The organism is Deinococcus deserti VCD115, from assembly GCF_000020685.1.
Lineage (GTDB): Bacteria > Deinococcota > Deinococci > Deinococcales > Deinococcaceae > Deinococcus > Deinococcus deserti.
The window spans coordinates 1,753,602-1,773,702 of the sequence record NC_012526.1; the positions used below are offsets into that span (position 1 = coordinate 1,753,602).

At 61.2% G+C, this 20,101-nt stretch carries 15 protein-coding genes; 8 read left to right on the top strand and 7 right to left on the bottom strand.

Annotated features, from left to right (window positions below):
- Positions 1-179: 179 nt before the first annotated feature.
- The 7 genes from DEIDE_RS08340 to DEIDE_RS08370 form a co-directional block, all read right to left on the bottom strand.
- Positions 180-1,334, bottom strand: a complete 1,155-nt coding sequence (locus DEIDE_RS08340; RefSeq protein ID WP_012693514.1) for a phenylacetate--CoA ligase family protein — start codon at positions 1,332-1,334, stop codon at positions 180-182.
- Between the two features lie 62 nt (positions 1,335-1,396).
- The gene (locus DEIDE_RS08345; RefSeq protein ID WP_012693515.1) at positions 1,397-2,248 is read right to left on the bottom strand and encodes an ABC transporter ATP-binding protein; all 852 of its coding nucleotides are present in this window, start codon (positions 2,246-2,248) and stop codon (positions 1,397-1,399) included.
- Positions 2,249-2,319: 71 nt separating this feature from the next.
- Complete coding sequence (locus tag DEIDE_RS08350) at positions 2,320-3,507, bottom strand: ABC transporter substrate-binding protein (RefSeq protein WP_012693516.1); 1,188 nt, start codon at positions 3,505-3,507, stop codon at positions 2,320-2,322.
- 115 nt (positions 3,508-3,622) lie between these two features.
- Positions 3,623-4,696 (bottom strand): branched-chain amino acid ABC transporter permease, encoded by a 1,074-nt coding sequence (locus DEIDE_RS08355; RefSeq protein WP_012693517.1) that lies wholly within the window; start codon positions 4,694-4,696, stop codon positions 3,623-3,625.
- A 30-nt stretch (positions 4,697-4,726) separates the two neighbouring features.
- Positions 4,727-5,623: a branched-chain amino acid ABC transporter permease gene (locus tag DEIDE_RS08360; RefSeq protein WP_012693518.1), complete on the bottom strand. Its 897-nt coding sequence runs from the start codon at positions 5,621-5,623 to the stop codon at positions 4,727-4,729.
- Positions 5,624-5,681: 58 nt separating this feature from the next.
- The gene (locus DEIDE_RS08365; protein WP_012693519.1) at positions 5,682-7,682 is read right to left on the bottom strand and encodes an AMP-binding protein; all 2,001 of its coding nucleotides are present in this window, start codon (positions 7,680-7,682) and stop codon (positions 5,682-5,684) included.
- Positions 7,679-8,479 (bottom strand): ABC transporter ATP-binding protein, encoded by an 801-nt coding sequence (locus DEIDE_RS08370; RefSeq protein ID WP_012693520.1) that lies wholly within the window; start codon positions 8,477-8,479, stop codon positions 7,679-7,681. The genes DEIDE_RS08365 and DEIDE_RS08370 overlap by 4 nt, the downstream gene beginning before the upstream one ends.
- Before the next feature lie 250 nt (positions 8,480-8,729).
- Here DEIDE_RS08370 and DEIDE_RS08375 point away from each other — a divergent pair, with 250 nt between their 5' ends.
- From DEIDE_RS08375 to DEIDE_RS08410, 8 genes are all read left to right on the top strand, one after another.
- The gene (locus DEIDE_RS08375) at positions 8,730-10,271 is read left to right on the top strand and encodes an AMP-binding protein (RefSeq protein WP_012693521.1); all 1,542 of its coding nucleotides are present in this window, start codon (positions 8,730-8,732) and stop codon (positions 10,269-10,271) included.
- Between the two features lie 33 nt (positions 10,272-10,304).
- Positions 10,305-11,921: a GGDEF domain-containing protein gene (locus DEIDE_RS18000; RefSeq protein ID WP_012693522.1), complete on the top strand. Its 1,617-nt coding sequence runs from the start codon at positions 10,305-10,307 to the stop codon at positions 11,919-11,921.
- Positions 11,922-11,955: 34 nt separating this feature from the next.
- Positions 11,956-12,612, top strand: a complete 657-nt coding sequence (locus tag DEIDE_RS08385; RefSeq protein ID WP_012693523.1) for a ribonuclease HII — start codon at positions 11,956-11,958, stop codon at positions 12,610-12,612.
- A 350-nt stretch (positions 12,613-12,962) separates the two neighbouring features.
- The gene (gene lepA / locus DEIDE_RS08390; protein WP_041227510.1) at positions 12,963-14,777 is read left to right on the top strand and encodes a translation elongation factor 4; all 1,815 of its coding nucleotides are present in this window, start codon (positions 12,963-12,965) and stop codon (positions 14,775-14,777) included.
- A 133-nt stretch (positions 14,778-14,910) separates the two neighbouring features.
- Positions 14,911-15,984, top strand: a complete 1,074-nt coding sequence (locus tag DEIDE_RS08395; RefSeq protein WP_012693525.1) for a sensor histidine kinase — start codon at positions 14,911-14,913, stop codon at positions 15,982-15,984.
- On the top strand, positions 15,981-16,565 hold the full coding sequence (locus DEIDE_RS08400; RefSeq protein ID WP_012693526.1) for a response regulator transcription factor: 585 nt from the start codon (positions 15,981-15,983) through the stop codon (positions 16,563-16,565). The genes DEIDE_RS08395 and DEIDE_RS08400 overlap by 4 nt, the downstream gene beginning before the upstream one ends.
- Before the next feature lie 1,162 nt (positions 16,566-17,727).
- A complete protein-coding gene (locus DEIDE_RS18005; protein WP_162485424.1) occupies positions 17,728-18,585 on the top strand; it encodes a GGDEF domain-containing protein in 858 nt (285 codons plus the stop codon).
- Between the two features lie 196 nt (positions 18,586-18,781).
- On the top strand, positions 18,782-19,948 hold the full coding sequence (locus tag DEIDE_RS08410; RefSeq protein ID WP_012693528.1) for a pyridoxal phosphate-dependent aminotransferase: 1,167 nt from the start codon (positions 18,782-18,784) through the stop codon (positions 19,946-19,948).
- Positions 19,949-20,101: the final 153 nt, after the last annotated feature.

Sequence of the window (20,101 nt, forward strand, 5' to 3'; positions counted from 1 at the left end):
TGGTCAGGGTCACAGACAGGGTGGGCCGGAAAGGTGAAGGTGACCTTACAGCCGTCCAATGAATCCCAGAAGTCTGCCGCTAAGCTAAGGATGTCCCACAATTATTGCCGACCGGGTGAAGTCGGTTCCACCGCCCCGCACTCCAGGCGGGGCTTTTTCTGCTGTGTTGCCGGATGCGGTCAGTGCCGTTCGTCCTGCACGCCCTGACCTTCGTGGCCGGGGTCGACGACCAGTTCGTCGGCACGGATGGCAAAACGCTTCTGGAAATCCGTCTGCAACGCTGCCATGTCCGGACGTGGATCACCCCGGACGCTCAGGTGCACACGGTCCGTGCCACCGGACGTGGAGATACGCAGGGTGTGCTGCAGATGGTCCAGTCCATGCCCTGCCAACCAGAAGGCAACTTCACGTGGAAACAGCTTGACGCCCTTGACCTTCAGCATTCCGCCGACATGCCCGAACACGCCGCCCGGCAGATAGGTGCCGTCCGTGCGCTGCTCAAGCCGGGTCAGGTCCCCGGTGCGGAAGCGCAGCAGCGGCATGGCCTGTTTACTCAGGTGGGTCACCACCAACTCACCACGGGCGCCGTCCTCAACCGGCTGTCCGGACTCAGGGTCAATCACCTCGACGTACACCCAGTCGTCCAGCACTTTCATGCCGTCCTGAGCGGAAGTTTCCAGCGCAATCAGACCAGCCTCACTGGTGGCGTAGCAGTCCAACGCTGTCCCTCCCAGGGCAGACTGGACCCGCTCGCGCCGACCCTCGATGCTGCTCATGGGCTCGCCGGCGGCGATCAGCAAGTCGACCTGAGCGCCGGCCTCGCCCAGCTTCTGCGCAAAACTCGGCGCACTGACCAGCACCCGGACATTCAGGCGGCGCAGCGTGTCGAGCTGCGCCTCGGTCTCGCCGGGGCCAAAAGGAATGGTCTTGGCGCCCAGCGCTTCGAGGCCGTCTTGCATCAGCCAGCCACCGGCAAAACGGTGGTAACCGAACGCGACCTGCACATGGTCGCCGGACTGAATGCCTGCCCGCGCAAAAGCCTGCGCGCTGGCACGTCCGTGGGCCTCGATATCAGCTCGGGTCGCGTACTCCGGGAGCCAGCCGCCTCCGGGGTGCGGCGTGAGATGCACACGTACTGCGTCCGGATGCAGCAGTTCTCCGGCCTCAAAGGCTACCGTTAGCTGTTCACGGGTTAGAAACGGCACGGCTGTCCAGTCCGCGGAGTCGGGTATGTCCTGCAGCGCCCCGCGGTACAGCGGCAGGCCGCGCAGGCGTGAGAGGAGGGCTGAAAGGCCCTTCGGAGAAGACCGGGGAGAAGGCAGGGTGTTCGTCATGAAAAAACTCCGTCATGGTCGCCAGGCAGCCGACAGGCCAGGTCAGGTGCCGTGCGGGACCATTACATCCAGCGTTTGCGCCGTTTGTAGCTCTTGACCTCGCGGAAACTCTTGCGGCTGCCCTGCTCGGTGACGCCCAGATAGAATTCCTTGACGTCAGGGTTGCTGGCCAGCTCGGCACTATCCCCTTCCATGACGATGCGGCCACCTTCCATCACGTAGCCGTAATCGCTGTTGCGCAGTGCAATGTTGGCATTCTGCTCGACCACCAGCACTCCGACACCTTCCTGGCGGTTGATCTGCCGCACGTTGTCGAAGATCTCTGCGACCAGCAGGGGCGCCAGACCCAGAGACGGCTCGTCAAGCAGCAGCACCTTGGGGTGTGCCATCAGGGCGCGGCCAATGGCGATCATCTGCTGCTCGCCTCCCGAGGTGTATCCGGCCTGTTTGTTGCGCAGCATGCGAAGTTTGGGAAAGTAGGTGTAGATCCGTTCCAGGTCATTCTGCCAGTTGCCGCGGCCCAGAATGGCTCCGGCGCGCAGGTTCTCCTCGACGCTCAGGTGCTTGAAGACCCGGCGACCTTCCGGCACCTGGACCACGCCGCTTTTGACCACGTCGGTGCCGTTCATGCTGGACAGCACGCGGCCTTCAAAGGTGACGGTGCCTTCGCGGATCTTGCCGTTCTCGGGCTTGAGCAGCCCCGAAATCGCACGCAGGGTGGTGGTCTTGCCTGCTCCGTTGGTGCCCAGCAGACTGGTCACGCGCCCGGCCCGGACCGTCAGGGACACGCCGCGCAGCACCTGAACAATGTCGTGGTAAACGACTTCTACGTTGTTGATAGTCAGGTCACTGCCCATCGCCGTATTGACAGGAGGTGGGGTGACGTGGGGTTGGGGATGAAGCGGTGCGGTCAAGCGGAGCCCTCCTTTGGCGGGGAAAAAGGAGGGAAGCGGCCGGAAGAAACGGCCTCCTCCCTCCCTGGGATTTACTTCAGGGGGTGAACAAGCTGGAACATGCGGCTGCGCTGCGCACCTGTAATGGCCTTGAAGTTGCCGGTCGCGTCAGCTTCAAGCAGACGCAGGCTCTCGGCACCCACGTGGTCCTTGGCGCTGAAAGTCACTGGGCCCACCGAAAATCCAGGATTGAAGGCACGGCTGCCGTTCATGCTGGTCAGTCCCTTGTACACGCTGGCGGCCGTGATGTCCTTGCCTCCGCGCTTCATGGCTTCAATGGCGATGGCTGCGGCCAGCATCCCGCTGGTGTAGTGCACGCTGCGGATGGTGTCGATCTTACGGCCCGCCTGCGCGCCGATCTTCTTGACCAGCTGGATGCCGGGACGGTCGCCTTCGTCGTACAGGTAGTAGCTGGTCGCCCAGATAAAGCCCTTGGCAGCGTCACCAGCCAGCTTGGTGAGGTCTTCCCCGCCGGTGTAGTGGGCACCCATGAACTGCATCTTGCCCAGCAGGTTCAGGCGCTTGGCGTCCTTGAGGATGTTGGCCACTGGCCCGGCGGTGTTCTGGTTGATCACATATTTCACGCCCTGTGACTCCAGGCGCTTGAGCAGCGCGGTGTTGTCGAGGTTGTTGCCGCCAACTTCCTGCACGTCGGTGATATTCAGACCCAGACGGGTGGCGGCCTTGCGGGCGTCTACAACCGGATCACGGCCGAAGGGGCTGGGGTTGACCACCAGAGCGACTTTGGCGCCTCGTTCCTTTTTGGCCACCCACTCGAGCAGCGCCACCATGTTCTCGCTGTAGCTGCTGACTGGCAGGAACATGTACTGGTTGTTGGGCGGATCAATCAGGCCGATGTGGTAGCTGGCGGGCAACGTCGGAATCTTCGTTTCCTGCACCACGCCCTTGATCTGCAGCATGGCACCGGTGGCGTAGCCCAGGAACACCGGAACGTTCTGGCTGCCCACGAACTCCTCGAAGATTCGCTGGGTGTTGGCATTGTTGTACTGGTCGTCACGCACCACACAGTTCAGCGTCACGGTCAGCATCTTCTGGCTGTTGGCGTACTTACAGTAGTCCTCCACGCCTGCGGCGTAGCTGGACCCGGCGTCGCTGGTGGGGCCGGTGATGGCGCCCGACCACACCAGGGTGGTGGCTTTCTGCGCAGTGGCAAAGGAGGCCAGGGAAACGAGGGCAGTCAGGGCAAGAAGTTTTTTCATGGGCTTACCTCCGGGGTAAGGAAAGAGACGGCTGGAGAGGGGGATTCAAAGGGTGAAAGTTGGAAAAGAAGGTCGGTCTGGCTGCTGTTGTGAAGCCTTTTCTGCGCGGGCAGTCTCAGAACTTGTACGGCCATTTCTTGAAGTACATCCGCACCAGACGCCACCAGTTGGCCAGGCCGCGCGGCTCGAACATCAGGAACAGCATGATCGCCAGACCGAAGGCCAGAGGTCTCATTGCAGTCGCAACGTCGATGCCCTGCGGAAAGATGTCCTTCTCGCCCAGCCAGGAGCTGGCGCTGCCCATGAACCGGTCAAGCGCCACGATAAAGATCGGACCCAGAAAGGAACCCGGCAGGCTGCCCAGCCCTCCCACGATGGCCATGGCCAGCAGCTGCACACTGGTATGCAGGCCGTAGTCCTCGATAACCACGGCTTTCTGGAAGTACGCGAAGAGCCCGCCTGCAATGCCGGCGTAGAAGCTGCCGATCATAAAGGCCGTGAGTTTGGCCGTGCCCGGGTTGATGCCCATGGCCGCCGCCGCGCGATCATTGTCGCGTACGGCAATCATGGAGCGGCCGTGCCGGGTACGCAGCACATTACGCCACAGCAGGGCCATGGCCACCAGGACCGGCAGGATGATGTAGTACCAGAACATGTTGTGATTCAGGAAGGTGTCACGGATGCCGAAAATCTGCACAGTGGGCATACTGATCGCCCCGCCCTGAGCCAGCAGCGGCGAGTGTCCCACGGTCCATTCGAAAATGATCTGGAAAGCCAGCGTAGCCACCGCCAGATACAGGTACTTCAGGCGCAGGCTGGGGAGGCCCACGAAGGTTCCGACCAGGGCGCCGGCCAGCCCGCCCAGCGGAATGGCGAGGAAAAACGGCAGGTTCAGCCGGGTGGCCGCCAGTGCCGTGGCATAGGCTCCCACACCCATGAAGGCCGCCTGACCGATGTTGATCAGTCCGGTGTAGCCGGTGGTCACGTTCAGCCCCAGCACCGCCACGGCGAAAATCATGATCATGTCCACGTCGCGCAGCATGGTCTTGGGGATCAGCAGCGGCAGGGCGAGCAGCAGCAGCACGCCCACGATCAGGCTGGCCTGCTCGGCGTAGGTGGCGAAGATTGTCTGGTCCTGCTGGTAACGGACGCGGTAGTTGCCGGTCTGGGTAAAGCGTGAGGCGGGCATCAGCGGACCTCTCCGGAAGGGACGGCAGGCTTACACACGCTCGATCTCCTTGGTGCCGAACAGACCGTAAGGGCGCAGCAGCAGCACCGCGATCAGAATGATGAACGGAAAGACTTCGCGTGTGCCGCCGCCCGGCACCAGGCCATCGAGATACCCGGCCGAGAGGTTTTCCAGCACGCCGATCAGCATGCCGCCCACAATGGCCCCGACCACACTGTCGAGCCCACCTAGAATCACGACCGGAAATACCTTGAGGCCAATGCCCGCCAGCCCACCCAGGGTCAGGCCGCTCATCAGCCCGAGAATGACACCAGCGGCCGCCGCAGACAGGCCAGCTGCTGCCCAGGCCAGCGCAAAGACCCGCTCGACACTGGTGCCCACCGACATGGCCGCCATCTGGTCGTCAGCCACGGCGCGCATGGTGATGCCCAGGGTGGACTTGTTGAAAAAGTAGGTAAAGCCGGCCAGCAGTCCCAGCGCCGCAAGAACCCCAGCAATCTGAGTGCGTGACAGTTGCGTGCCCAGGACGCTCAGGCCGTCGCCGGCCAGTACAGCGGGCGTGGTGAAGCTGAAGCTGCCGGCACCGTAGGGCGTGAGGTGAATCAGACCCTCAATAACGCTGCTCAGGCCGATGGTCACCATGATCACCGAAATGATCGGCTCTCCCACCATGCGGCGCAGGAACACCCGTTCGATCAGCATGCCCAGCAGGAAGGTGGCGACCATGGCAAGCAGCCCGGCCAGCCAGAAGTTCATGCCGCTCTGCGTCAGTGCGAAGGCGATAAACGCCCCGGTAGCGATGATCTGTCCGTGCGCAAAGTTAATCACGCGGCTGGACTTGTAGATCAGTACGAAGCCCAGCGCGGCCAGTGCGTAAATGCTGCCGATGACCACGCCGGCGATCAGGAGTTGGGGAAGAAGATCCACGTGCACGTCCTTTCTGGGTGAGAGGGCTGGTGTTTATGACGAGACGGAAGGACGGAATTCAGGCGCTGACGGGAGTACCCGGAGACCTGGCAGGCGGGAGCGTACTGGGCCCGGCCTCGCCCGGCACGTCATGAACCTGTACGGTGGTGTGCACACGCTGTTCCTGGCCGTCCTGGTACTTGAAGACCGCCTCGACCTCGCGGCTGCGGCTGCCGTCGTACAGCGCCTCGATGATGGGGACGTATTTTTCCCGGATGGTCTTGCGGCGGACCTTGCCGGTGCGGGTCAGCTCGTCGTCGTCGGCGTCGAGCAGCTTGTACAGCAGCACAAATCGCTTGATGCGCTCGTGGGGTTCCAGGCGCGTGTTGGCTTCCTGAACCTCGCGCGCGATCAGCTCGGCAATCTCCGGCTTGCTGCTCAGGTCCATGTAGGTGCTGTAAGCCAGCTTGTGTTTCTCGGCCCACTGTCCGGCAGTCATCGGGTCCACGTTCAGGATGGCTGTGACCTCGTCACGGCCATCGCCCAGCACCACGGCTTCCTTGACGTAGGGGCTGAACTTCAGGCGGTTCTCGATGAACTGCGGGCTGAAGCGGTCGCCGCGGGCGTTCTGCATCACGTCACTCAGGCGGTCGATAACCTGCAGGTGGCCGTCGGCGGTCAGGCGCCCGGCGTCCCCGCTGTGCAGCCAGCCGTCCCGGATGGTCTCGGCGGTCGCCTCGGGCTTCTTGTAGTAGCCCTGACACACTGCTGGGCTGCGGCTGAGAATCTCGCCTTCAGGAGTAATGCGGACTTCGCCACCCGGCAGAATCTTACCCACCGTGTCGAACCGCACGTCGCCGTCACGGTGCACGTAGGCGATTCCGATGTTCTCGGTCTGTCCGTAGATCTGTTTCAGGTTGACGCCCAGTCCGTGGTAAAAGCGGAACACATCCGGTCCCAGCGCCGCGCCGCCCGTATAAGCGTGCGTCAGACGCAGGAAGCCCAGCTGATCAAGCAGCGGCCGGGTCAGACCCCAGTAGGCCACCCAGCGTTTGAACGCCGCCAGACCGCTGGGTTTGCTCCCGCTTAAAGACGCGTCGGCGGCGTCGGTGCTCCACTGCAGCAGCTTGCGGTACAGCACCCGGTTCAGCCCGTAGGACTCCTGCATGCGGATGAACATCTGGCTCTGGATGCCTTCCCAGATGCGCGGCGGCGCAAACATGAAGTGCGGCCCGACTTCGACCAGGTCGTGCATGGCAGTTTCGGTGCTTTCCGGAAAATTCACCGTAATTCCGTTGGACAGCGCCACGGCGATGGTCATCATCTGCTCGCCGATCCAGGCCATGGGCAGGAAGCTCAGGTAATCGCTGCCGGGCTTGAACCCCTCGACCCGCCCCAGCGACTGCCCCATGTACAGCAGGTTGCGGTGCGACAGCATGGCGGCCTTGGGTTGGCCGGTGGTGCCCGAGGTCAGGCTGAAATGGCAGACGTCGTCAGGATGGCCCAGCGCAGCCTCCTGTCCAAAGATGTCCCCAGGCTGCTGTCGGCCAAGTTCGAGCAATTCCTCGAAGCTCATGAACCAGCTGTCGTGAGCATGCTTGCTCATGCCGCGCGGATCCTCATAGATCACCTTGCGGACCTTCGGCAGCTCATCGCGGTGTTCGAGCAGCTTGTCGACCTGTTCCTCGTCCTCGGCCAGCACGACCACGGCGTCGGTGTAATCGACCACGTAGCGGACCTCAGCCGCCACGCTGCTCTGGTACACCCCGACACTGATGGCCCCCAGCGCCTGCGCGCCGATCTCGGTAAACACCCACGCCGGAATGTTCTCAGCGATGATGGCCACCTTGTCTCCGCGGCGTACTCCCAGGGCATGCAGCCCGGCGGCGACTTCACGGGACCGCTGGAGGTACGTGGCGTTGGTGGTCTCGTTCCAGATGCCGTATTCCTTGTGCCGCAGCGCTACGCCTTCGGGAGACAGTTCGGCGCGGCGGGCGAGCAGCTGCGGGATCGTCAGCGTGGTGACGTCACCCAGAAGATTCGTATTCTCAAAAATTGATGTGCCGGCTGGGGTGCTCATGCTCCTACCCCCAGCGGCGCAGGTGCAGGCGAGTGTTCAGCAACGCCCGTGTACGCTTCGATCACGCGGGGGTTGGCGCTGACTTCCGCCGGAGTCCCCTCTGCAATCTTCTGCCCGAAGTCCAGCACGTAAACCCGGTCAGAAATGTCCATGACCACGCCCATGTCGTGCTCGATCAGCATCACGGTAATGCCCTGCTCGCGCTGGATATCCAGGATGAAGCGCACCATGTCCTCTTTCTCCTCAACGTTCATGCCGGCCATGGGTTCGTCCAACAGCAGCAGCTGCGGAGCCAGCGTCAGGGCGCGGGCCACCTCCACGCGCTTCTGAATGCCGTAGGCGAGGGTACCGACCGGATGGTGACGGTGCGCCTCAAGCTCCATGAAGTCGATCACGCGTTCTACGTAGGCGCGGTTCTCGGCTTCCTGCCGGCTGGCCTTGCCGTAGTAGATCAGGCTGTCCAGCAGGCCGTATTTCAGGTGGGTATGGCGCGCCAGCAGCAGGTTTTCCACCACTGACAGTCCCCGGAACAGTTCCAGGTTCTGGAAGGCGCGGGCAATGCCGTAACTGGTCACCACGTTTGGCGCCGAGCGGCTCAGGTCATGGTCGCCGAAGGTAATGCGGCCCTGCGTCGGGTGGTAAAAGCCGCTGATGCAGTTGAGCAGGCTGGTCTTGCCGGCACCGTTGGGACCGATGATGCTGACGATCTCGCCTTCAGGGACAACCAGACTTACGTCCGTAAGGGCTTTGAGGCCACCGAAGGCCAGGGTGACATGTTCGACATGTAGTTGCGGCATTGCACCTCCAGCAGGGGCAAACGTAAGCAGGAATGACCCCGGCAGTCGGCAGGGGCGAACGAAGGTCTACTTATGAGTGTTCCGATTATGAAGCGCGGACCAGATTCCGACTTGATGAGTTGTCTAGCCGGGTGTCTGGATTGAGGTCATTTTGCTTCCTGTTGTATAGACAGAAGGAACGGTAAGGAGCCTGTCCTCTCCAGACTGACGGCACCTTCCTCACCTCTCATATCTCTCCACAGGACGCGCCTTGAATACGCCGCTGACACCCCTGGAGCCCATGCTCCGCACCTTCGCCGTCTATCCAGACCGGCCTGCCCTGATTCAGGACACAGCAGTCATCTGCTACGCGGAACTGGCCGACCGGACCGCACGGCTGCTCACCCTGTTGCGGGAAAGTGGACTACAGCCAGGCGGCCATGTCCTGCTGATTTCGCCCAACACGCCCGACGCCCTGCTGGCATTTCACGCCGTGCCGCTCGCGGGAGGCGTCATTGTGCCTCTTAATCCGGCGTTTGGGGACGAAGCCCTGAATTTTCTGAGTGTCCACGCCGACCCTCAGGTGGCCCTGATTGATGCTGCGCATCTTCCACGGGTCCAGACCACCCTGGAGACCTTGAATATCCCGGTGATTGTGACGGGTGATTCTGATCTGGCCGCGCGGCTTGGAGCCCTGCGTCCCTCTCCGCTCAAGGTGCCCGAAAACCTGGACGAGGACTCCCCGATCAGCATCAATTACACGTCAGGAACCACCAGCGACCCGAAAGGCGTGATGTTGACGCACCGCAACGCCTTTCTCTGCCTGGGCAACCTGCTCTACCACCTGAATCTGCGCCCACACAGCGTGCTGCTCCATGCGCTGCCTCTGGCGCACGGCAACGGCTGGGGCTGCGCCTGGGCGGTCACGGCAGCCGGAGCTACCCACGTTCCCCTGCCTGACCCACGTGGCCTGCGCGAGGCCCTGTGCGTGCAGGGGATCACTCACCTGTACGCCTCCCCTGCCCTGCTGACCTCACTGACCGATCCGGCTGCGGCAGCCACCCTGCCGCAGCCGGTGAAGCTGCTGCTTGCGGGCACCAGCCCCAACCCACGGGTGCTGCGAACCCTGCAGCAGCAGGGGTTCGAAGTGCTGCATGGCTACGGCCTGACCGAAACGAGCGCCGTGATGGTCGTCACGGACGAGGCTGATCTCGGGGGTCTACCCGACGCACCCCAGGTTCTGGCGCGCCAGGGTCACCCCATGATCTTCGGAGGACAGCTGGACGTGGTCCTTGACAGCGGCGCTGCTGTTCCCCATGACGGGCAGACTCCTGGCGAGATCATTATCCGCAGCAACTTGGTCATGAAGGGCTACTACAAAAACCGCTCAGCAACCCGGCGCGCCATCAAGCATGGCTGGCTCCACACCGGCGATCTGGCCGTCGTGCACCCCGACTGCCGGGTGGAAATTCTCGACCGCGAGGGCGACCTCTTGAAAGTCCAGGGCCAGCCGGTCTCCAGCGCCCAGATCGAGGCCGTGCTGTACCGGCACCCCAGTGTGCGCGAAGCGGTGGTGGTGGCGGCGCGCAGCAGCGAGGGGGACCTGCCGGTGGCCTTCGTCACGCTGCATCCAGGCGCCCAGGTGCTGGGCCGGGAACTCTTGGGATTCTGTGCGCCGCATCTGCCTGCCCATGCCCTGCCGCGCCGGGTGCAGCTGGTGCCCGAACTTCCTAAAACCGCCAGTGGGAAAGTGCTGAAGCATGTGCTGCGAGCGCAGGTCCGCGAGAAACAAGTAGTTCAGCCCGCCGACTGACGACCCGCACTCGGACCCGGTAGTTTAGGTGACATGTCTGACCCTCTGATGCAAAAGCTGGAGGACGCGTGGCGGTGGCGCGAAAGCGACCCAATGCGCTGTCAGGCCCTGCTGGACGAGGTATCTGGCACTCTAAACACTTTCGCCACAGAAGACTGGCTTATCCGGACGGCCCGTCAGGTGGTGCATGCCTACCTTGCTTTTCGTGATGCCTGCCAGGCGGAGGCCCTGTCCGCAGCGACCGAAGCCCTCCAGGTCCTGAACAGCCAGACCTCCTCATGGTGGTATAGCCGGGCCCTGAATGTTCGCAGCTGCGCCCTGCTGGAACTCGGCGAGTACGAGCAGGCCACCCTGTCCCTGCGCGAGCAGCTCCGCGTCAGCCGCGACAATGGGGACGTTGAAACGGAAGGTTCCGGCCTGCATGACCTGGGCGTTATGTATACCCGGACCCATCCACAGACTGCAGAAAGCTACCTGCTGTCCGCAAGGGCGGTCTTCGAGGCGCAGCGAAATACGGTGGGGCGCGCCTTCTGCGCTTACAGTCTGGCAGACCTGCGTGAAGCCCAGGGAAACAGCCCTGAAGCCCTGCAGCTGTATCACGACAGCCTGAGGCACGCCCGGAGTGCCGGGCATCAACCGATGGAGGTTCTGGTGCTGTCGCGTCTGGGCGAACTGGCCCTGAGCCGTGGCGAGGCACAAGCTGGCGAAGACTGGCTGCGGCAGGCTCTGGAGCGGGAGACTGGACAGGTGGGCAAGCGGCCGCTGTGGGTCGCGGTACCGCCCCTGGTCCGGCTGATGCTTCACGGGGGTCGCCTGACTGAGGCCCGCGACATGCTGCTCCAGCAACAGGCCCGGGCACAGAAGGCCGGTATGGTGGTGCCTCTCGTGGCTGTCCATGAGCTGCTGGCCGATGTCTACGAAGCCCTTGACGATCCGCGGCGGGCGCTCGAACACTTGCGCGAGTACCAGCGGCTGTTCCGACAGGAGAACAGTGACGAACAGGCCCGGCGGGTGCGTGCGCTGGAAGTGCTGCACCGCACCGAGCTGGCCCAGCAGGAGGCCGACAATCAGCGTCAGCTTAATGACAGACTGAAGCAGGCTCTTTCCGAACTGGAGACGCTGCACCGGCAGGTGGCCCGGGCCAGCATTACTGATGAGCTGACCGGTGTGTTCAACCGCCATTTTCTGATGACCCAGGGAGCGGCGCAGGTTCGTCAGAAGACTGGCCAGTGCGCCAGCGTAGCCATGCTGGACATCGACCATTTCAAGGCTGTCAACGACACTTACGGGCATAGTGGAGGTGACCAGGTGCTGCGGTCTTTCGCTCAGTTTCTGCAGGCGCAACTGGGAAGCGGGACCCTGCTGTGCCGTTTTGGTGGAGAGGAATTTGTGGTGATCTTTTCGGATATGCCGCCAGAGCAGGCCCTGCTGCACCTGGACCAGCTGCGCCTGCGCCTGACGGACATGGCGGTACCGGAATTCCCTTCCCTGCAGGTGTCGTTCACGGCCGGAGTGGTTGCCTGCAAGGATGGCGACCTGCCGGAGGCCTTACGGCGGGCAGATACATTACTGCTGCGCGGCAAGCGTCAGGGGCGCGGGCGCATTCTTGGAGATCAGGATCTTCCGCATCAGTCTCGGGCTCTGCCCTGACGCAGCTTTCCTCACCCTCTGGTACCTTCGCCCTATGGCCTCTCCTTCCGTGACTCCTGATTGGGCCTACGAACGCGAACACTGGCGCCGGGGCTACTTCCGCGTTGCCGGGGTCGACGAAGCCGGGCGAGGTGCCTGGGCCGGACCAGTCACTGTGGCAGCAGTGATTCTGCCGGGGCTCGCTCAGGAATACCCTTTTCGCGACAGCAAACAGCTCAGCGCCTCGCAGCGGGAGGCATGTGCACAGGAGGTCCGCCGCGTGGCCCTGAGTTACGCCGTTGAACATGCCTGGCCCGAGGAAATCGAGCGGCTGAATATTCTGGGAGCGACTCACGCAGCTGCGGCGCGCGCCCTGGCCCGGCTGGACCCGGCGCCTCAGGCCCTGATCACTGATTACCTGAAGTTGCGCACGAGCCTGCCGCTGTCCGCTCCGCCCCGGGCTGACGCGCTGAGCTACACGGTCGCCGCCGCCAGCCTGCTGGCCAAGACCGAACGCGACCACCTGATGCTGGAGCTGGACCTCCAGCACCCTGGCTACGGCTTTGCAGGCCATAAGGGATACGGGGCCCCAGCGCACCGCGCAGCCCTGGCGGAACTGGGGGTCAGCCCCGTGCATCGGCGCAGTTACGCGCCTATCCGGGCCCTGCTGGAAGCACCGACGCCGCTGCTTACGCTCCCGGGGCCCAGGTGACCAGGTGACCAGGGCGCGCAGATGCACTCGGTCAGCGTGGCTGCCCGGCGCCGATTGCGCAGCCCATGATCTGGCAGCGGTCCGGGTGGTGTATCGAGGGAGCCGGACGACGGCGCAGGCCCTACAAGTTTTCAGCATGACCTGCGCCTGACAGCTGTGGCGAACATGTCACAGGCAGTGAGCAGCTCCTCAGGGAGCCGGACCGGCCAGCACCAGGGCAAGGAAATCGTTCCTTACTGCTCCTAGAGGATAAGTGGGCAAGGCGCGGCGCCGGAGCGTACGTGGACCCCCTGTGGGTCTGCTCAACAGAAGGTATCTGTGGAGACCAGTCCAGGCCAGCCGTGCGTTTCATTCACCACCCCGCTAGACTGCAAGGTGTGAACGTTAGGAATTTTTCCATCATCGCGCACGTGGACCACGGCAAGTCCACGCTGGCCGACCGCATCCTGGAGCGGCTCGGCGCGATGGGTGAACGTGACAAGCGCGACCAGACGCTTGATACCCTGGAGCTGGAGCGCGAGCGCGGCATTACCATCAAGTCCACCCCAATCCGACTGGTCTACCGCCGTGAAAATGGCGAGGAATACGTCTTCAACCTGATTGATACTCCTGGTCACGTGGACTTCAATTACGAGGTTTCGCGTTCGCTGGCCGCCTGCGAGGGCGTGCTGCTGCTGGTCGACGCCTCTCAGGGAGTCGAGGCCCAGACCATCGTCAACGCCTACCTGGCCATCGACAACAACCTGGAAATCATTCCGGTAATCAACAAAATCGACCTTCCTGCTGCCGATCCCGAAGGAGCAGCGAAGGAGCTTGAAGAGGTCATCGGGATTCCGGCAGACGGTGCGGTGTTCGCCTCGGGCAAGTCGGGCATCGGCATTCCCGAAATCCTGGAAGCCGTGGTCGAGCGGATTCCCCCACCTCCAGGCGACCCGGAAGCGCCCCTGAAAGCGCTGATCTTCGATTCCTTCTACGACGCTTATCAGGGCGTGATCCTGTTGGTGCGTGTGCTTGAAGGCACCCTGAACCCCAAGGACGAAATCCGGCTGATGAACGCAGGTAAGGACTTCGAGGTCGACAAGGTCGGTACCTTCAGCCCTGCCCTGGTGGTTGGCAACTCACTGTCTGCAGGCGCGGTCGGCTGGGTGGCAGCCGGGATCAAAGACATTGCCGACGCTCAGGTGGGCGATACCCTGACCGGCAAGGACCGTCAGACCGACGAACCCTTCCCCGGGTTCAAACCGGCGCAGCCGGTGGTGTTTTCGGGTCTCTACCCCACCGACACTGAGGATTACCGCAAGCTGCGTGACGCTCTGGAGAAGCTCAAGCTCAACGACGCGGCGTTTTCCTTCGAACCTGAGACCTCCGAGGCGCTGGGATTCGGGTTTCGCTGCGGCTTCCTGGGCCTGCTGCACGCTGAGATCATCCAGGAGCGCCTGGAGCGCGAGTACGACCTCGATCTGATCGCCACAGCCCCGGCCGTGGTTTACCGCGTTACGCTGACCAACGGTGAGATCTTCGAAACTCAGAACCCTGCGGAGTTCCCCACCCGCGACCGCATTACCAGCGTGGAGGAGCCGTACATCAAGCTGTCGATCATGCTGCCCGAAGACTACGTCGGTCCGGTGATGCAGCTCCTCCAGGAGCGCCGCGGTTCCATGATCACCATGAACTACATGGGCAAGCGCGTAGAACTGCTGTATGAAGTGCCGTTCGGGGAGATCCTGTATGACTTCCACGACCGCCTGAAGTCCATCAGTCGCGGCTACGCCAGCATGGATTACGAGCAGATCGGCTACCGCGAGGGCGACCTGCGCAAGGTAGACATCATGGTGAACAACGAGGTCATTGACGCGCTGGCCGTCATTGTTCATGAGACCAAAACCTATAGCCTGGGCCGCAAGATTGTAGACAAGATGGCCGAAGTCATTCCCCGGCAGATGTTCCCGGTCCCAGTGCAAGCAGTGATCGGTGCGAAGATCATTGCCCGGGCTACCGTCAAGGCCTTCCGCAAGGACGTGCTGGCCAAGTGTTACGGCGGCGACATCTCACGTAAAAAGAAACTGCTGGATAAGCAGAAGAAGGGCCGTGCCCGCATGAAGCAGTTCGGAACGGTAGAAGTGCCGCAGGAGGCCTTCCTGGCTGTGCTCAGCACCGAAGAATAGTTTTTCACTTCCTAAAAGGACGCCCCCAGAATCATTGGGGACGTCCTTTCTGCTCCGGGGGTGGGGATTGACACTGACTTTGTCTCGTCTCCCGTAACGGTTCTGTCATACCTCCCGACATAGCTTGAGAAGCATGAGCCGCCTGCCATTTCTGGTGCGCCCGGTCCCACAACAGGGTGCCGTGCGGCTCAGTACGCTACGTACCCAGTTCACGCTGGTGATTTTTCTTCTGGCCTTTCTACCCAATCTGGTTCTAACTCTCAGCGCACGGCCAGCCTCCCCCAGCCCAACGCTGCTGGCGTGGATGCTGCTGGTGGCGGGCCTGTGCGGCTTGCTGGGCTACCTGCTCAGCGGTGCGCTGCTGCGCCCATTGAGCAGATTGGAACGGGAACTGGAACGTGGCCGCCTGACCGATATCCACGACGACGATCCAGCTGAAATTCGTGCATTGCGGGAAGCCTTTTCTCACTTGCTCAGCCGGCTCAGCACTGAGCAGACACGCCGCAACGCATTCATGGCAACCCTGGTTCACGACCTGAAAACTCCGTTGATTGCTACCAGTCACCTGACCCATGCCCTGGCCACGCTGCCCCTGCCTGAAGAGGAACGACGTGAAGTAGGTCAGCATATCCAGGCGGAAACCGGCCGCCTCCTGGCACTGGTACAGCAGATGGCCGACGCTCATCGGTTCGAGCGTGAGGACGTAAAGATCCATCCTGAGCTCACCGACTTGCGGTCCCTGCTGAGTGCCGTCGCGCAGCGTCTGGAGTCCCAGGCCCAGGCCCAAGGGGTGGCCCTGAGTGTGCACGGCGCGGGAAGTGCCTGTGTGGACCGCAGTGTGTTGGAACGGGCCATAACCAATCTGGCTGACAACGCCGTGCGCTTCGCCCGAAGCCAGGTGCAACTGCACGTCACGAGTCATGGTCTTGCCGTGCTGGACGACGGCCCCGGTCTGCAAGCCCCTCTTGAGGACCTGGCTCAGCCGTTCAATTCACAACCCACCATCATTGCCGGCCAGCAGTACACCGCCGGTACCGCTGGCCTCGGTCTGTACATCACCCGCCGTGTTGCTGAAGCCCATGGTGGTCACCTTCTCTACGAACGCCAAACCCTCCCCCTGCCCAGTTCCGACACATCCGCAACCCTGCCCTCACCTGCAGCGGGTCATACCGCTCTGTTCATCGTTCTCCCGGAGGTTTTGCCATGAGACTAGTAATTGCCGACGACCATCCCCTGTTCCGCATGGGCCTCAAATACGCCCTGATTCAGCAGGGATTCGACGTGGTGGCCGAAGCGGCTGACGGCGTCAGTGCCCTGGAAGCCTGCCGCCGCCTGGTGCCCGACGCGGCACTGCTGGACGTCAAGATGCCGGGGATGACGGGCATTGAGGTCTGTGAGAAGCTGCGCCTGACTCATCCGGAAGTCGTAGGCGTGCTGATCACGACCTTCTCCGAGCCCGCTATCGTCCAGGCGGCCCGCAGCGCCGGGGCACGCGGGTACGTCAGCAAGGAGACGGATCCGGAAAGTCTGGCCCGTCAGGTCCGCGACATTGTCATGCACCCGGAAATCGATCGCCTGCCTCATGTGGATGTCCCCCGTCTGACTCCCCGCGAATCCGAGGTCCTGCCGTTACTGGCTTTGGGATACAGCAACAAGGAAATTGCCAAGAACCTGGGCGTGAGCCCAGATACGGTCAAAGACCACCTCGCACGCCTGTATTCCAAGCTTGATGCCGGTGACCGCACCGAGGCAGTCAGCCGCGCACGCAGTATCGGATTGCTGAGCTAAGGGCAATGGGAACCAGCACCGGGAGGCACCAACCTCCCGGTGAACCTTTGTAATCACCAACCAGGTGCGGAGCGAACCTGAGCTTTGGGGAATTGAAAGAACACGGTGATGTCTGCATATCGTCGTGACCGGAGGATAAGATTCAGGACGCAATCACTCGTGTTTCCGACGACCATTGAGACTCCAAAATCCGGCAGGTAACCGTTGAGCTCAAAGGCGACGATCTTATCATCCAGATTGCCTGGTCGAATCGCGTACTGACGACTTGTCGCTTCGCTAAACCTCAGGCCTGTGGTTTACAGCTCGAGTAGTCGCATAGACCGCACATCCACCACGATGCGGAGGAGGCACATCATGTCCTTTCTCTGGGACAGCATTCCAGCAGCACCATCGAAGTCCTCAACATTTCCGGCACTTCACAGGTGGAATCACAAGGTCTCAAACTGTTCATGGTTATTCTATTTGTAAGGGTTCCCTGAGTGCAGCTGGTTCGTTGAGGCCGGTCTTTGGAAGGTCCACCAGATAAACGGCAACGGGTACTGAAAACTTACCGAGACATAAGCCATGGATCTGAGGAGTTCTGATGCCTGCAGGTCTGAGGGCCCAAAAATGCTCCTGAGCCCGGTAGAACGTACGACGAATCTTTTCACAAGCTAAACTATGGTGGACTTGGAATCTTAGCATGCTCGTCCCATTTTTTTATTGTCCTGCCGAACTTAATACTTAAAAAATTCACTGGTATCAAAGAATTGTCATCGAAATATTACAACTGCAGCCCTTTAGTTTACTGGCCAGTCACTGAAGAAAGCACCGCCAACCTTCCTTCTTATATCTTTTTTATATTTTAAATTGAGTTAAGCGTTAAACTTATGACTGATCTTGAAGTTTGTAGAAGCGTTAAATCGCCAGGGCATTTCCTGGTTTTAATTAGCCGTTCAAGCAGGGTATTGTATCGAAATTAATATGTGCTTACTAGGATCAGGCAGCACGCAGGAGCCAAATATTTTTTCGGAAAATTTCTTCTAATTCGAAGACTTGGGCTGACTTCATGAGAAAAAGCTATTGAGTTTCTTCATTCATCAGCGTCCTCCCTTAATATTGAGAAATTTCGTGACAAACAACCTCATGGCCTCTGGTATTGGTAGCTAAACTTATGACTCCTGTGCTTGTTCCCCAAGAAGTACCAACCCCGCAGCCTGAGGAAGGATTGCTGCTTAGGCTGGTTGCTGCAAGGACTAAGCAGGAAGTACTTCATCAGCTCCTGGAAGGCATACCCGGTCTCCGTGGTCTCACTTTATGGGGCGAGGACGGCACAAGCCTTATTGCATGGGCCGGTGAGCGCCAGGAGCAGAACGGTGAGCGCCTGCCCCTTTCAGAAGATCCGGAATACTGGCTGAGCTCAGAACCCGTTATCAAATTTCCACCTGAGATTCTGGCGGTCGCGGAACTCCGACTTCTTTATCTTGATGCTCAGGACACAAGTGTCCGTCTGGGAAATAAACTCGCCACGCTGACCGCCGCAGCCAAGACGGACGCGCTGACCGGATTACCCAACCGCCACGCACTTGAAGCAGACCTGAAACGCCTTGATGCTTCGAATAACGCGTTTGCAGTGGTGTTCATTGACCTCGACGGCTTCAAGGCGATCAATGACCGGTATGGTCACGCCCTGGGAGACTCCTTGCTGAAGGGATACGGACTCTGGCTCTCCCGGGTCACCGGGCCGTGGGGTCGGGTCTACCGGATGGGGGGAGACGAATACCTCCTGCTGATGACAGACTTTCCAGGATCACCAGAAACGTTTCAGGAGTGGGCCCATGAAAGGCTTCAGATTCCTTTTGTCGATGGTGTCAGCGCAAGTATCGGTATAGCGTGGCGTCACGAAAACAGTTCAATCAGCGAGGTTATGCGGCTGGCCGACCAGCGCATGTATCAGGCCAAATCCGAACGATCTGGGCTTCCGCCCTCACGGCGTACAGACCGGCGAACCACCTATAAAATACCTACGCAGAGCAGTTAAGCCGAAAAACCCCACGCAAGAGAGAATCAGGACAGGCGTACCTTGGCTCCTGACACAATATCTACCCTTTGAGTGACTTTGAAGGCTTAAAAGCGGAGAGTTCTGGCTGCAATTCATAGGGAAAAGCCCTTCAGACGTACGCACATACTTAGCCCGGGATGACCGGTTTACCCGCTGATACCTGTACCTTCAGAGGATGAGCGGTCCTTTTACCCTGTCCCAGCGTGCCCTGAGCCTGAAGCCATCGGCAACTGTCGCCGTCACGAGTCGTGCGCTGGAACTGCGCCGGGCAGGCGTAGATGTCATCAGCATGAGTGTCGGGGAACCAGATTTCGATACGCCTGAGCACATCAAGGCAGCCGCTATTCATGCCATCCGGAGCGGGCAGACGAAGTACACCCCTGTCAGTGGAATTCCGGAGCTTCGTGAGGCCATCAGCGACAAGTTCAGGCGCGAAAACGGACTCGACTACGCCCCGGACGCCGTTACGGTCACGAGCGGTGGCAAACAGGCTCTGTTCAACGCCTTTTTCGCGCTGCTCAACCCTGGAGATGAGGTCCTGATCCCTGCACCCTATTGGGTCAGCTACCCGGAGATCGTCGCCCTGACCGGCGCGGTGCCGGTGCCGGTGCAGACGTCACCGGACAGTGGCTTCCTGCTGGATCCCGAAGCACTGGAGGCGTGCGTCACCTCCCGCACGCGAATGATTGTTCTGAACAGTCCCGGCAACCCGACCGGCGCCGTTTTCCCGCCAGAGGTCTTGCAGGCCGTGGCCCGGATTGCCCAGCGTCACAACCTGATCATCGTGTCCGACGAGATGTACGAGCATCTGGTTTACGATGCCGAGCAGGTAAGCATCGGCCGCTATGCTCCGGAGCACACCCTGACGGTCAACGGGGCCAGCAAGGCTTATGCCATGACCGGCTGGCGCATCGGCTATGCGGGGGGTCCAAAAACAGTTATTGCTGCCATGAATGCCCTGCAGTCTCAAAGCACTAGCAATGCCAGCAGTGTCAGTCAGGCTGCTGCGCTGGCCGCCCTGGTTGAGCATGAACTGACCAGGAAGTTCGTCGACGGTGCCCTGCTGGCCTACCGCCAACGACGCGACGTGATCGTCGCGGGCCTTATTGACCTGGGGCTGCAGACGCCCACCCCGCAGGGAGCTTTCTACGTAATGGCCAACACCACATCCATTCACGCTGATGAACTGGAAGCCGCCCGCATCATCCTGGATCAGGCCAGGGTCGCAGTGGTCCCCGGTACCGACTTCTCGGCGCCGGGCCAGGTCCGCCTGAGCTACGCCACCAGTCTGGAGAACATCCATGAAGTGCTGCGCCGCCTGCGCACCCTGACGCGCCCCTAAAGATCTCAGCACGTACAGCAGAACTTCATCAAACCGGTCATTCTCAGGTGCTGCCGCTTACGTGCAGAGTGTAGCGTTCAGCGTGAAATCATAGAAGTCCAGGTGCTCTGTCACGGTTCCAGATTGAACTGGAGAACATGTTCCTGTTTCACC